The sequence below is a fragment of the Mesorhizobium yinganensis genome (assembly GCF_040081985.1).
In the GTDB taxonomy this organism is placed as follows: domain Bacteria; phylum Pseudomonadota; class Alphaproteobacteria; order Rhizobiales; family Rhizobiaceae; genus Kumtagia; species Kumtagia yinganensis.
In genome coordinates this window covers 18,878-31,882 of record NZ_JBEBMH010000047.1, presented here as the reverse complement: position 1 = coordinate 31,882, position 13,005 = coordinate 18,878, and the positions used below count along the sequence as shown (strand labels likewise).

Genomic DNA, 13,005 nt, shown 5'->3' with positions numbered 1-13,005 from the left:
CTACAGCCTCAATCGCTGGGAGGCGCTCTGCCGCTTCACCGAAGATGGCCGTCTTGAGATGACCAACAATGCCGCCGAACGCGCGATCCGCCCCCTGACACTCGGGCGACGTAACTGGACCTTCCTCGGCTCGGACGCCGGCGGCGAGCGAGCGGCCGTCTTCTACACCCTGATCCAGACCTGCAAGCTGAACGGGATCAATCCGGAGGCCTATCTCACGGATCTGATCGGCCGCGTCGGCGACCATCCGGCCAATCGCATTGACAGCGGGGCTGGCTGGCCGTGGCAAATACATCGGTCGGGCCGCGCCTCCCGACGTTCTGATGCTCTGTCAGAAACCCGGTGCGCCGATCTCGCGATAGAACTGCCGCAACCTGCGCGCATCGGTATTGAACCGGCCCTCGATCCAGCTGTGATACCCTGCCGCCAACTCAGCCGGCGGCGCCTTGCCGGCAAGGCCGGCTGCGATGAGGTGGCCGGCGGTGATACCGGAAAGTAGGCCCTTCAGCACTCCGTGCGACGAGGTTGGGTCCAGAATGGCGGCGGCGTCGCCAGCAATGATCCATCCCGGTCCCGCAGTCCGCTCCGCGAGCCGCCATGTCACGTCCGCGCCGCGCGTACGTCCATGCGGCGCTAGGTTGATGAGTTCCTCCGGCGGTCCTTCGTCAGCACCGATGGAATCGAACCGGACCGTGGTCCATTGGTAGACGCCGGGGCGCACCCGCGCGGTCCAGGTCCATCCCGAAGCCGTGCCGACGAGGAGCGGGGCCTCGTCGCGGGCAGGGCAGGCACCCTCGACATAGCCGTATCGGGCAATCAGCTGCGGCGAGCGCGGCGGGCTCCTGATCTCAAGCGCACGGGCGAGCCAACGTGCGGCACCGCTGGCATCCACCACCATGCGGGCTGTTATTTCGCCCTCGGCAGTCACTACGCCGCACACGGCGCCATCGCGCGTAATCGCATCGAATACGGCACAGCGCTCGCGCACCTCGACGCCGCGCGCTCGGGATTGTTCGAGCAGCATGGCATCGAAGCCGGCGCGCCAGACCTGAAAGCCGGCCCACGGACCGGCGGTGTCGCCGCCGAACGACTCGAAGCGCCTCGGCCTGCCCCACTCGATCCAGATACCGCCATGGCGCACGCCGACCACGCCAGGGAGTTGGTCGGCAACGCCAAGCTGGGCCAGGACCGGCTCGACGCCCGGATGGAGCGTCTCGCCCGGTCTATCACGTCCAGCAGCCTCGCGCTCGCATAGCACGACCCGCAAGCCTTGTGTCGCGCAAGCTATGGCAGCCGCGCTTCCCGCCGGTCCTTCGCCGACGACGACTACGTCGGCATCGAATGGTCGGTCGTCCACGCTGGGCCGTCCCGCTGGAGGAGAACCGTGTTACCCGAAACGTACATCACCGCCTGCTCGAGCACCTCGAGATGGGTCGTGTGCATGTCGGCCGGGTCGGGCTCTTCCTTGCCCCAGCGATAGACGTGGAAGCGGTAGCGTCGCGGCCCTTCGAGCACTGTCCCCGTTGCCTGCTGGGCCTCGTGCAGTTCGTCATCGTCGCCGGCAACTGTGCGGAAAGAGATGACAGCCCAGGCCGATTTGGCCTGCAGCACCTTGTAGACCGCCGTCTCGGCGCCGAAGCGCTGCACGAACTCGGGATCGTGGATGCCGAGCGCCCAGTAGACCGCCTCCATCGCCAGCACCCGCGCCTTGTACTCGGGCGCGTCGACACGCGCGGTCAGTGCCGCCGTCATCGTCCCGACAATATCGATGTAGTCGACGCGATAGGCATTAGGATAGGCAACCACCGGCTTGTTGCCGACCGTGATCAGGCGCGGTCCACGCACGCCGTCCCAAGGAAGGTATCGCCCGTCCGCAAGCGGCTCGCTGCCGATCTCCTGATCGGTCAGCGGCACGATGGTCGGATAGGGATAGACCGCTCCGCCGATGGCCTTGTCGGGCGGGAAGGTGCGCGTCGAGTCCGGGGCCACGCCCGGCCAGTAGGCGCCGAGTGCGGCGCAGAGCTTTGCGTCCTCGATGAAGGGGGAGCCCAGACCGTAGCCAGCCATGAATTTCTGCAGCGGCTTGTTGGGATCGGTGTAGAAGATGTTCTGGCTGGTGTCCCAGCCTGGGTCGAACAGGCCCGGCGAGCCGTCCGGCAACCCGGTCTTGCGCACGTGCCACGGACCGCTAGGCACCTGTGCCGGGGAATCCCCGTCTTGCGGCTGGGTGACGATTGTGGTGATCGTCGTGTCTTCGAGACTGAAGCCAACTGGCAGCGTGATATTGGCGGCCATGCGGATCTGCGACAGTGCGAGCGGATGCAGCGCCCACAGCGCGTCGCGGATCGGCGCCGGCACCTCGGTCTGCCACCACACCATCAAGTCGCGCTGGGTCACATTCGGAAAGAAGTCGGGTAGCGCCACCATGGCATAGGCATAGCGCGCCTCTTCCACGTACTCGGCCAGCTGCGGGCAGTGCCCCTCGATCCAGCCATCGCCGACGCCGTCATAATAGTGCAGCGCCTCGTAGCCGCCGGCCGCGATGATCGCGTCCATGTCGGGGCGCTCGTTAAGGTTCTCGATCTGGCCGTTGGGCAGGACGCGGTGTCGAATATTGATGTATTCAGGTGCCGGTCGTTGGGTGTTTTGCGCAGCATCGAGCATAAAGCGCGGCTCTTCCTGATCGTCGGCAATCGGCAGGATCTGCATCGCCGAAAGCTGCAGGTTCAGCGGATCCGAGGTGTAGCGGCCGTCCACCGGGAAGGTGAGCAGGCGCCCCTCATATTGCGCCTGAGTGACCAGCGGATTGGGACGCGGCTCTAGCACGCCGTGGCCGAAGCCGGCGCGCGTCGAGAAGGAACCGATCTTCTCGTCCTTGATCACAAAGGGGAAGTTGTCGAGATCCTCGCCGCGCCAGTTGTTCTTGAGCCCGGCGAGATCGAGGAAGCGATGGAACTGGGCGAGGCCGTCATTGCGCAGGCCGCGGCGCAGCTCGACCTCCAGATCGAGGCCGGCGATGCACTCGCTGCCGCTGAACAGCTTGTGGATGGGAACCCAGAACGAGAGCTTGTCGTCGCCGGGCTGTGGATCCTGAGGCCCGTAGCTGGGAGAGGCGCCCTTCATCTCTACCGCCAGATAGGGAGCGAAGCGGCGAGGCGTGACGCGGAAGTCAAAGGGTCGCGCGTCGTCGAGCGCAACGAAGCCGCGGGCCTTGGGGTCGTAGACCGGGCCGATCGTGCCGAGCCGGGCGATGCCGGAGCGCGCGAAGCAGAGTTCCGCGTGCCTGCCATGCACTGACATCGGCGCATTCTGGTACTGCGGGGCGAACACGACGATTCCGAGCGGCGCGCCGTTGGCCCGCCTGCGCAACTCGACAAGTGAGGGCGGGACGACGCCGTAAATGTAGTTCTCGACGGCCTCGATCTCCGCGAGTGTCGGAAAGCCGCCGAGTTCCTTACCCGCACGGTCGGCCACGACCGTCGGCGAGGCGAGGGCGTGATAAAGCAGGCTCTTGTCGGGGTTGCCCGGCTCGACGGCGCGCACGCCAGCGACCCAGAAATCGCCGAAGCCGGGATAGCTGCGGTCGATGCGCGGCAGCGGCTTGGCGAGCGCGGCCGCGAGGTCGTCGGCGCCGATATCGAGGTCGCCGCCGGTGACGTCGAGCAGCAGTTGCCGCCAGCCGAGCGGTGCGAGCCGTTCAAGCATCGCGGTCACCGGATCGATCAGCGATGACGTGTCGTGGGCAAAGGCCAGCGGCGATCGGGCAAAGGTGAAGGCGCCGATCCCAAGCGCGCTGTATGTTAGGAATTGCCTACGCGTCGTCATATATATTACCCCCCCCCTCTCCCGCTTCCATTGTCTCTCGATATTGATGGCGTGCACCCGCGACGCTGAGAACGACGTCTTTGACCACCAATGCGCGATTATGACTGAACGACAAATACCGCTGGGTAGTCAACAACCATCCAGGCTGACCCGACGTAGGAAAACTGGCCGTCGCGAATTGTTGCGCGGACCCATCCGAGAGATCGATCAAGCTTTTTTATCCGTGGCGTGCCCTTTGTGGCGCCGGTTCGTCGACGGTTTCAGGGTGCGAAGAATAACTCCTGGCGCAACGCCGATGTTGCCCAACAGTTGCTGCACCTTTGCCTTGACCCAACCGGTGCATTGGCACACGCCGGACGTGGTTTCGTCAGGGCACCAGCGCCGTTTTACCCGCGCCCGCCGCTTCGACGATTTCGCGAATGGAGTCGGTAACGAGTTGCGGATTGTCGACGTGGATCAAGTGACCGCTGTTGGTCTTCGTCACGTGCTTCAAGCCAGGAACGAGCGCGGCGAGATTGGCTTGAGCAACCTTCCGAGCGCGGTCGGTGACATAGCCGACGTTTGGGGGGTGTCGGGTGCGAGCATGCCCTGCTCGATGAAACCCTGGACGAGCGGTCCCCACTGAACATCGGCGCTCAGCACGACAAGGGGCATCGGCTGGAGCGGCGAGGCGGCGAGCAGTTGATCGAAACTGACATCCGCATCCGCCCGTTCGAGATGCGGGTAAACCTTGAGGGCCTCGGTAAGGTCGCCGTTGAGGATCTTCTTTTGCCATGCCCACTCCTCCGTCGTCTCCTCCGAACGCAGGAATTCGGACAGGGCATCGACCAGCACGATCCCGTCCACGTCTTGAGGGTAGGTCATCGCAAAGAGCCGGACGACCAGACCGCCATAGGAGTGGCCGACGATCACGAACGGCGTCTCGATCTTCGCTGTGACGACCAGCGCATGGAGGTCGGCGACCGAGGCGCCCGCGGTGGTCGGCATTGGCGCCGGGTCACTGCGGCTAGGGCTGCCGTTGGCAAGCGGCGTTCCCGGTCGATCATAGACACAGACCCTTGTTAACTTTGCAACATCATTGAAAATTGGCGAGGTCGTCGTCCACTCGTCGGCGGCAGCCCTACCACCGGGAACGATGAAGACGGTTGGCGATCCGACGCCCCGGCATTCGAGATACATCTTCCGATCGCCACCGATGTCGACTAGACCCGCGAAGTCGCTGTCCTGGGCTGGGGCTCGAAGCGGGTAGGCAGCGAGAAGGAGCACAACGATCAGAAAGCGCTGACGCGAGATCATGTGGACCTCCCCGCTTGGCGTTTTCGCATGGCCGGTCCCACGAGTCCTCGCTCGATGCACCGAGCTTTGACCTTAGTCGACGAAGACTTTCGGCGCAAACCTGCCGACCTCCGAAGCAAGGCCTCGAATCCAGGTTAACGGATTTTAGCGTTCAGGATTGTGCCGAGATATTGAGTGTCCCAAGCGGCGCATTTTCGGGGTAGCTTGATGCTATTTTTGCGTGGCGCCGGCGGCTTGTTGGTTTTGTGGCGTAACCCGGTGTTTGGGGGTCTGGCCGGTTCTTCGGCCTGCCTGAGGTGGTTGATGGCGAAGTGCCGGACGGCAGCCATGGTCTTGGCGCCGTGTCCCTTGCGCAGGCGCGACTGATCGTCTTTGAAGACGACGTCGAGAACCCAATGGAGCTGGTTTTCGATGCGCCAATGGCTGCGAAGGGCGTTGGCGGCGGCTTGTGCGACGAGCTTGGCCGATGTGATGCAGTAGCGCGTCTCGAAACGGCAGCGATCCTTCAGTTCGGCCCTGCTCGCGACCTTGATGACGGCGGCGACATCGGGCAGACGCAATTCACCGGGGAAACGCCGGTCGCCGCGCAGCCATTCGACCTCCCGCGCCACCGTGACGGTGCGCTGTTCGATGCGGCCATGGCCCTTGTCGATGTCGCCGGCGCGCTCGAGGCTGGCTTGCGGAGCATCGGCGAAGAAGATCTCGATCTCGCGGCGCAGGGTCGGCTGGTTGGCCTTGATGGCCAGAAGATAGTCGGCCCCGGCTGCCCGCACTGCCCTTGGCGACACGCTGCTGGCGCATTTTTCGGTTATCGAGGATAGCCGCCCGCCGCACCGCGTGGCTTATCCGCTGGCCGAGGTGCTGCTTCTGGCGGTTTGCGGAACGATCGCCGACTGCGATGGCTATGACCACATCGCCGCCTGGGGCGAGGCCCACCTGGCGTTTTTGCGTCGTTTCCTGCCAAATCATCACGGGGTGCCGACAGGACGTTGGCTGACGATCCTGATGAGTCGACCGTTAAGAATGAAGCGGATCAGGCTGGGCGAGATTTTGTCTGGCAGTTGATGGCTGCGATGAGCAGGCACAAAAGGTTCCTGAACCAGTTGAGCAGGAGCGAGAAGTTGTAGCCTGCGGCGGCGTCGATGGCGTTGATGGCGTCGCCGTGCTCGCCGGCGAGATAGTTGCGGCCCATGCGGTGCTCGGCCTTGACGTGGCCGATGACGGGCTCGATTGCCGAGCGTCGGCGCATCTGACGCTTGATGGCCGGTGTGACACGGCGTTTCTGGGCGGCGGTGAAGACCCTGAGCTTGTGGCTGTCGGGTGCGTTGTGGCCGCGGTATCCGGCGTCGGCGAGGATGCGGCCGATCTCGCTGCCAATGGTCTTTTCCATGTCGGGGATGATCGCTTTCAGCGTGTGGCCGTCATACGGATTGCCCGGCAGCGCCTTTACATGAAGGGCGAACTGACCGCCCTTCGAGCGCTTAAGCGTGGTGGCCACCGACACCTTCACCCCGAACTCGTAAGGGGCGCGTGCCTTGCCCTTGCCGATGCACTCGACCTCGTGGGCATGCAGGGAGTAGATTTTTCGGCCGCGCTGGCGCTGCCTCTGCTGCAGAACTGCCGATGCCTGGTAGAGCGGCCATCTGAAGAGCGCCTCCAACTCGGCATTGCCGGCGATCCGGCGGGAGATGTCGCGAACAGTCCGGCCGAGATAGGTCTTGAGCTTGCGCAGTGCCTTGCCCGCCCGCTTGAACTGCTTGGCGTGCGCATAGCGCTGGTGCTTGATCAGTGAAAGCTTGCCGACCCGCACATAGGTCTGGCGCAGTCCGAGCCCCGCCTTGCTGGCCAGCCGCACCAGCCGCTCGCGCGCCCGCTGGATGAGTTTTGCATCGGTCGGGAACATCACGTTCTTCGGCTGCACCGTGGTGTCGACGATCACTTGGCGCGTATCGGCCGGCTTCATCGCTCCGCTCTTGACCGCCACCGCGAGGCTCTCCTGCAGCAGGATCGTGATCCGTTCCTCACCCATGCGCTGGCGCCAGCGTGTCATCGACGAGCGGTCGAAGGGCAGCTCGTGACGGAAGAATTCCTCGCCGGTGAGATACTGGAAATAGGGGTTCTCCACCCACCGAGCGCACAACACCTCGTCCGACAGGTCGAAGGTGTGCTTCAGGATCGCCAGCCCCGCCATCAGCCGCGTCGGCAGCGGCGGCATGCCCGGTCCGTCCGAATAGACCGCGCCGAAACGCGCTTCCAGCACCGGCCAGTCGATCGCCTGCGCCAGCCGTACCAGCTCATGTCTCATGTTGATGATCTGATCGAGCCGGGCGCGGAACAGATCCTGCTCCCCCGTCTCGCACTTCTCGCGTGGCCTGGACATTGCCGTCGCCTCGATTCGCCCGCCAAACCGAGTGAATCACGCCTCGGCCGACAAGGGAATCGAAAACCAAATTGCAAGAAAACAACCATCAAACACCGCCTATCCTGCAATTCCAAACGCACCGTACTCACAGATTACAAAGTCAGATCAACGGCTTGTGGATAGTTCACGGGCGACTGATGAACCGGATCAATCCGCGGCAGTTCTCGGCCTGCTACACCGACTGGGTTCGAGCCTGCTGGCCGGATCGGCCTGAGCTTGTGGCCATCGATGGCAAGACCGCGCGGCGCAGTCACGACCGAGGCGCCGGCCAACCGGCGCTGCATCTGGTTTCGGCCTTCGCCACCACCTCCGGCCTTGTGCTTGGGCAGGAAGCGGTCGCCGACAAGTCCAACGAACTTGCCGCCATCCCGGTGCTGCTGGAACGTCTTGCCGAAGCGGGCGGGTTCGAAGGAGCCATCGTGACCATTGATGCAATCGCCTGCAATGGCGATGGCAATGCTAGCGCACGGGCCGGTCAATGACCGCCAACATTGGCACTTATAAAGGCAATATTGATTGGCCGGCGTTCGCGGGATCGGCACCGGAAACATCGCTTCGCCCGAGAAGCCAAATCGTTGAGCAGCGTCTGCTACCAGTTGTGACTCAGTAAGACTAGGTGACGGTGAACCTACAGGAGCCTTGCAGCGTTTCGCTGGGCTGAAGCAGCACCAGGCCAGCAAGATGGAGGCGATGATGGCCGTCAACGCCGTGTGTCATCGGCTCGAAGCAGAAATAGTCGTCTTCATACGTGGGATCGAATCCTTGGCCCGAGACAAACATCATGCATCTCGAAAAGATGGGATCGGCCTCGATGACAAGACGCGATTTGGTTTCGGGCCAAGCGATTTCGGCGCGGCCGGTCCAGCCCTCAAACTCAGTGTTCATCCAGCCGGTTGCCGGCGACCGTCCCCGCGAAAAGTCCATCGCGCCATGAACGGGTTCGCTGCCGAGTGGAAGGAGCGCGGCGTCTTGCAGCCAGTATCTTTCGGCCGCGAAAGTCAGGACCGTTTGCTTCGTGAGGGGAAAGAAAGGATGCAGGCCTAGGCCGTACGGCAGTGCGCCTTCACCTTGGTTGGTGACCGAGAGCGATACGGTCAAGTTCCGGTCGCTTAACGCGAAGTGTTGCTCCGCTCGATACCGGTAAGGGCCGTCGATATCGTGCCTATACTCAAGCGACAGTGTGTTGCGGCTGTAAGCAAGCGCTGTCCATGAACCAAGCCACCCGTCGCCGTGGAGATAGAGTGGATCGGCAGCTGTGTTTGCGGGCAGCTTGTAGGCTGTTCCGGCAAAGTTGAAACAATTGTCCCGAAGGCGATTGCCGAACGGCACCAGCGGGAAGCACAGCGCTTCACCGCGACCGGATCGGCCACGGGAAAGGAGGGGGATTTCGCCATGCGTGACAACGCGGGAAAATCGCACCAGGCTACCGCCCTGTGGGCTGATGTCGGCCTCCAAAGGGCCGCTTGCAAGTCGAAACATTTCCGATCCTGAAACAGATAGGTCGTATGATATGCCGTTTACATAAGACGTAACGCCCCTTACAACGGGCCGCAATGGAGCCTCGTGAAAGGCGAAAGGATTTTCCGTGGAATCACCCGTTTCCGCAGTCGCGCTTGCCATAGGCCCGGCCGCCGATCAGCGGGGCTCCACGGTGCACGACGCTGTCGTTAACGTTCTCGGCAGCCGCATTCTCGCAGGCGATTACGCTCAGGGCGATGCCTTGCCGCGCGAGGACGATCTTTGCGCAATGTTGGGCGTCAGCCGCACCTCTGTGCGCGAGGCCGTCAAAGTTCTGTCTGCAAAGGGCCTGGTCGAGGCACGGCGGCGCGCCGGCGTCAGGGTTCTGCCACGCGAAAGCTGGCGCCTGCTCGATCCGGTCGTGCTGAGCTGGCATCCAGCCATTCAGGACGACCAGGAACTTTTGGCTGGATTGCTGGAAGCGCGCCGAATATTCGAGCCCGCCGCAGCGGAGCTTGCGGCAAGACGCGCGACCGGAGCCGACCTTGCAGAGATCGAGCGAGGCTACCAGGCCATGGTTGCCGGCATCCCGCATGATCCGGCAGGGGTCTGCCAAGGCGACCTAGCCTTCCACAAGGCGGTGATCGCCGCCAGCCACAATGTGGTGCTAAGCGGTCTCGTCGGTATGCTGGAGGCCGCGTTGCGTGCCACCTTCGTTGTCACCAATCCGCTCATGGAAGCGCAGTCGCGCGCGCTCTCCGCGCACAATGCGGTGCTAGATGCCATCCGGATTCGCGATACCGCCGGCGCGCGCCTTGCCATGAACCGGCTTCTGGACATCGCCGCGGACGATCTGCATCTCGCTCCCTAGCAATGCCTTGACGGCATTTTAGATCATATGATAGTTCGACATCATATGATCTAAGGCTCTGGGAGGAGCTGCGGTTGAAAATCGCTTCGATCAGCACCCGCGTCGTGAACGCGGAGATGCGCAACTGGGTGTTCGTGCGCGTCGAGACCGACCAGCACGGCTTGTACGGCTGGGGCGAGGCCACGCTGGAGTGGAAGACACAGGCCGTTGTCGGTGCGGTGAACGACCTCGCGCCGCTGCTGATCGGGCGCGATCCGCGCGACATCGAGCAGGCCGTCCGCATCCTGAAAAAGCACTCTTTCTGGCGGCTCGGCGTCATCGGCATGTCGGCAGTCTCGGGGATCGAGCTGGCGCTGTGGGACATTATGGGCCGCTGGCTCGGCCAGCCGGTCTGGCGGCTGCTGGGCGGCAAGGTCCGGGACCGGGTCAAGGTCTACACGCATCTCGGCCTGGGCGACATGCGTGCCGTCTACGAGTCGCTCGACGAGGAGCCGCTGGTCGGGCGCGCCACCGAGGTGGTGTCGAAGGGATATCGCGCGCTGAAGGCGGTGTTCGTTCCCTACACCCACTACTACGCGCCATTGCCCGACGTGGACAAGGTCGGACGTCTCATGGAAGCCCTGCGCCGCGCCGTCGGGCCGGAAGTCGAGATCATGGTCGACTTCCACGGCAGGCCGGCCTCGGCCGCGACCGCGCTGGCCTATATCGACGCACTGACGCCCGGCCGCCCGATGTTCGTAGAGGAGCCTCTGCCGCCAGGCGAGACGCTGGCACTGGCGCAGGTCGCCGCCAAGTCGCGCGTGCCGATCGCGTCCGGCGAACGACTGGTCGACCGGCCGGAATTCGACGATCTGTTCAAGGCGCGCGGTGTCGACATCGTCCAGCCGGACATCTGCCATTGCGGCGGACTGCTGGAAGCCAAGAAGATCGCGGCGATGGCGGAAGCGGTGTCGATCGGGGTGGCGCCGCACAATCCGCTCGGGCCCATCGCGGGGGCGGCGGCACTGCATTTCGCGGTCTCGACGCCGAACCATCTGATCCAGGAGGAGATGGTTGGCGCCGTGCCGTGGTATTTCGAGGTCGTCAAGGGCCCGATAAAGATGGTCGACGGTTGCTGGCAGGTGCCCGACGCGCCGGGTCTTGGCGTGGAAGTCGACGAGGCGGTCGCCGCGAAACACCCTTACCAACCCGAGGTCATACATACGACGAACGCCGTGCTTGCCGACGGCACCATCGCGGACTGGTGACGATGTTGGGCCGGCTCGACGGAAAAGTGGCCGTCATCACCGGCGCCGGGCGCGGCATCGGCGAGGCTACGGCGCGCGCCATGGCGGCCGAGGGCGCGATCGTCGTGGTCGCGGAGAAGGATGCCGAGAGCGGCAGCCGGGTCGCGACGGCACTGGCGGACGGCGGCTTGCGGTCCTTGTTCATCGAGACCGATGTCGCAGACGCCACATCCTGCGAGGCCATGGCGAAAAGCACGCTCAAGAAATTCGGCCGCATCGACATCCTTGTCGCCAACGCCGGCATCAATGTTTTTCACGAACCGCTCGAAACCTCGGAGGAGGAATGGCGGCGCTGCTTTGCGGTCGATCTCGACGGTATCTGGTATTCGGCGAAAGCGGTGCTTCCGGCGATGAGGAGCCAGAAGGCCGGTTCGGTCGTGGCGATTGCGTCCTGTCATTCGTTCGCGATCATACCGTCCACCTTTCCCTATCCGGTGGCCAAGCACGGGTTGCTGGGGCTGGTGCGCGCGCTTGGTGTGCAATACGCGGCCGACGGCATCCGGGTGAACGCAATAGCGCCCGGCTACATCGAGACGCAGATCGCCGTCGATTACTGGAACACATTCGCCGACCCGCAGGCCGAGCGACAGCGGGCCCACGATCTTCACCCGCCGCGCCGCATCGGCAGGCCGGAGGAGGTGGCGATGACGGCGGTTTTCCTGGGCAGCGACGAGGCGCCCTTCATCAACGCGGCCTGCATCGTCATCGATGGCGGCCGTTCCGTTCTCTATCACGAATGAGGTTTCGCCGGCGGCCGGTCGCCGGAGGCAGGAAAGCCCGATCGTTACCGGACCGAGATCGTCAAGGAGGAGAGTTATGAACACGATGTTGAGGGCAGGCCTGCTGGCTGCCGCCACGGCCGCCATCGCGCTGACCAGCCTGGGCGCCGGCGCCCAGGACAAGATGAAGTTCGGCTACATCAACAAGATGGGCGACCATCCCTGGTTCGTCCGCGAGGTGCAGGGCGCCAAGGATAAGGCTGCCGAGCTCGGCGTGGACCTGCTTGTCCAGGACGTGCAGTTCGACGCCAATTTGGCCGTCACCACCTTCGACACCTATGTCGGCGATGGGGTGAAGGGCATTGCCGTCGTTGTTCCGGACCGTGCGCTCGGCCCGGTCGTCGCGGACAAAGCCAAGGCCGCCAAGATCGGCCTGATCGCAGTCGACGACGACATCGCCTTCGCCGATGGGTCGCCCGTCGCCTATGTCGGCATGAACGCCATGAACATCGGCAAGCAGGTCGGAACCGAGATCGCCCGCATTCTCAAGGAGGAAGGCTGGGACAAGGATCTGTCCAAGGTGCGGATCGGCTCGATCGAGGACCAGAAGGCGGACACCTGCATGCGGCGCAACCAGGGTGCACGCGAGGCGCTGGTGGCAGCGGTCCCCGGCGCCGAGGCGCGCGTCCTGTCGATCCCCTACGACAACACCATGGTGAACTCGATCGACGTTGTGTCGACCACGCTGACCGCCCATTCCGACGCCGAGAAATGGGTGTTCTTCTCCTGCAACGACGACGGCGTGCTGGGCGGCGTGCGCGCCACGGAGAATGCCGGCCTTGCCGCGAGCAACGTGATTGGCATCGGCATCGACGGTTCGCGGTCCTGCGAGGCTTTCGCCTCGGGCCAGCCGACCGGCTTCCGCGGCACGATGTGGCTGGACAGCGCCAAGCACGGCGCCGCCGCAATCCAGGCGCTCTATGACGAAGCTAACGGCAAGCCGATGATCAAGGAATATTTCCAGGACGCCACCCTGATCAACGCGGCGAATTTCGGCCAGTTCAAGGATACGCTGGGTTGCAAGTAGCGGACACGATGCACTGCGCAGGGCGCGCGGTTCCGGCTGGG

The 13,005-nt window shown here is 63.9% G+C and carries 9 protein-coding genes and 4 pseudogenes; 7 read left to right on the top strand and 6 right to left on the bottom strand.

The features are described 5' to 3' along the window. Positions 1 to 286, top strand: a pseudogene (locus ABMA59_RS34925) (IS66 family transposase); the annotation flags it as partial. 45 nt (positions 287 to 331) lie between these two features. Here ABMA59_RS34925 and ABMA59_RS34920 read toward each other — a convergent pair. The 4 genes and pseudogenes from ABMA59_RS34920 to ABMA59_RS34905 all read right to left on the bottom strand — a co-directional run. Beyond that, positions 332 to 1,357 carry an NAD(P)/FAD-dependent oxidoreductase gene (locus tag ABMA59_RS34920; RefSeq protein WP_349009957.1) on the bottom strand — a complete coding sequence of 342 codons (1,026 nt, stop codon included), beginning with the start codon at positions 1,355 to 1,357 and terminating at the stop codon, positions 332 to 334. Then, positions 1,327 to 3,825 (bottom strand): hypothetical protein, encoded by a 2,499-nt coding sequence (locus ABMA59_RS34915; RefSeq protein WP_349009956.1) that lies wholly within the window; start codon positions 3,823 to 3,825, stop codon positions 1,327 to 1,329. The genes ABMA59_RS34920 and ABMA59_RS34915 overlap by 31 nt, the downstream gene beginning before the upstream one ends. 489 nt (positions 3,826 to 4,314) lie before the next feature. Beyond that, positions 4,315 to 5,121, bottom strand: a complete 807-nt coding sequence (locus ABMA59_RS34910; RefSeq protein ID WP_349009955.1) for an alpha/beta fold hydrolase — start codon at positions 5,119 to 5,121, stop codon at positions 4,315 to 4,317. Positions 5,122 to 5,255: 134 nt separating this feature from the next. Beyond that, positions 5,256 to 5,948, bottom strand: a pseudogene (locus tag ABMA59_RS34905) (ISAs1 family transposase); the annotation flags it as partial. Here ABMA59_RS34905 and ABMA59_RS34900 point away from each other — a divergent pair. Beyond that, positions 5,911 to 6,135, top strand: a pseudogene (locus tag ABMA59_RS34900) (transposase family protein); the annotation flags it as partial. The pseudogenes ABMA59_RS34905 and ABMA59_RS34900 sit on opposite strands and share 38 nt — an antisense overlap. A gap of 19 nt (positions 6,136 to 6,154) precedes the next feature. Here ABMA59_RS34900 and ABMA59_RS34895 read toward each other — a convergent pair. Further along, positions 6,155 to 7,501 carry an IS5 family transposase gene (locus ABMA59_RS34895; RefSeq protein WP_349009954.1) on the bottom strand — a complete coding sequence of 449 codons (1,347 nt, stop codon included), beginning with the start codon at positions 7,499 to 7,501 and terminating at the stop codon, positions 6,155 to 6,157. A 176-nt stretch (positions 7,502 to 7,677) separates the two neighbouring features. On the opposite strand from ABMA59_RS34895, the pseudogene ABMA59_RS34890 reads away from it, so the two are divergent. Beyond that, positions 7,678 to 7,989, top strand: a pseudogene (locus ABMA59_RS34890) (ISAs1 family transposase); the annotation flags it as partial. A 166-nt stretch (positions 7,990 to 8,155) separates the two neighbouring features. Here the strand turns inward: ABMA59_RS34890 and ABMA59_RS34885 are convergent. After that, positions 8,156 to 9,022, bottom strand: a complete 867-nt coding sequence (locus ABMA59_RS34885; RefSeq protein WP_349009953.1) for an aldose 1-epimerase — start codon at positions 9,020 to 9,022, stop codon at positions 8,156 to 8,158. 106 nt (positions 9,023 to 9,128) lie between these two features. On the opposite strand from ABMA59_RS34885, the gene ABMA59_RS34880 reads away from it, so the two are divergent. The 4 genes from ABMA59_RS34880 to ABMA59_RS34865 all read left to right on the top strand — a co-directional run bounded on the left by ABMA59_RS34880 (position 9,129) and on the right by ABMA59_RS34865 (position 12,964). After that, positions 9,129 to 9,872 (top strand): FadR/GntR family transcriptional regulator, encoded by a 744-nt coding sequence (locus tag ABMA59_RS34880; protein WP_349009952.1) that lies wholly within the window; start codon positions 9,129 to 9,131, stop codon positions 9,870 to 9,872. A gap of 74 nt (positions 9,873 to 9,946) precedes the next feature. Next, complete coding sequence (dgoD, locus tag ABMA59_RS34875) at positions 9,947 to 11,119, top strand: galactonate dehydratase (RefSeq protein WP_349009951.1); 1,173 nt, start codon at positions 9,947 to 9,949, stop codon at positions 11,117 to 11,119. Positions 11,120 to 11,121: 2 nt separating this feature from the next. Continuing rightward, entirely contained in the window at positions 11,122 to 11,898 is a 777-nt protein-coding gene (locus tag ABMA59_RS34870; RefSeq protein ID WP_349009950.1) for an SDR family oxidoreductase, read from the top strand. Positions 11,899 to 11,974: 76 nt separating this feature from the next. Beyond that, the gene (locus tag ABMA59_RS34865) at positions 11,975 to 12,964 is read left to right on the top strand and encodes a substrate-binding domain-containing protein (protein WP_349009949.1); all 990 of its coding nucleotides are present in this window, start codon (positions 11,975 to 11,977) and stop codon (positions 12,962 to 12,964) included. Positions 12,965 to 13,005: the final 41 nt, after the last annotated feature.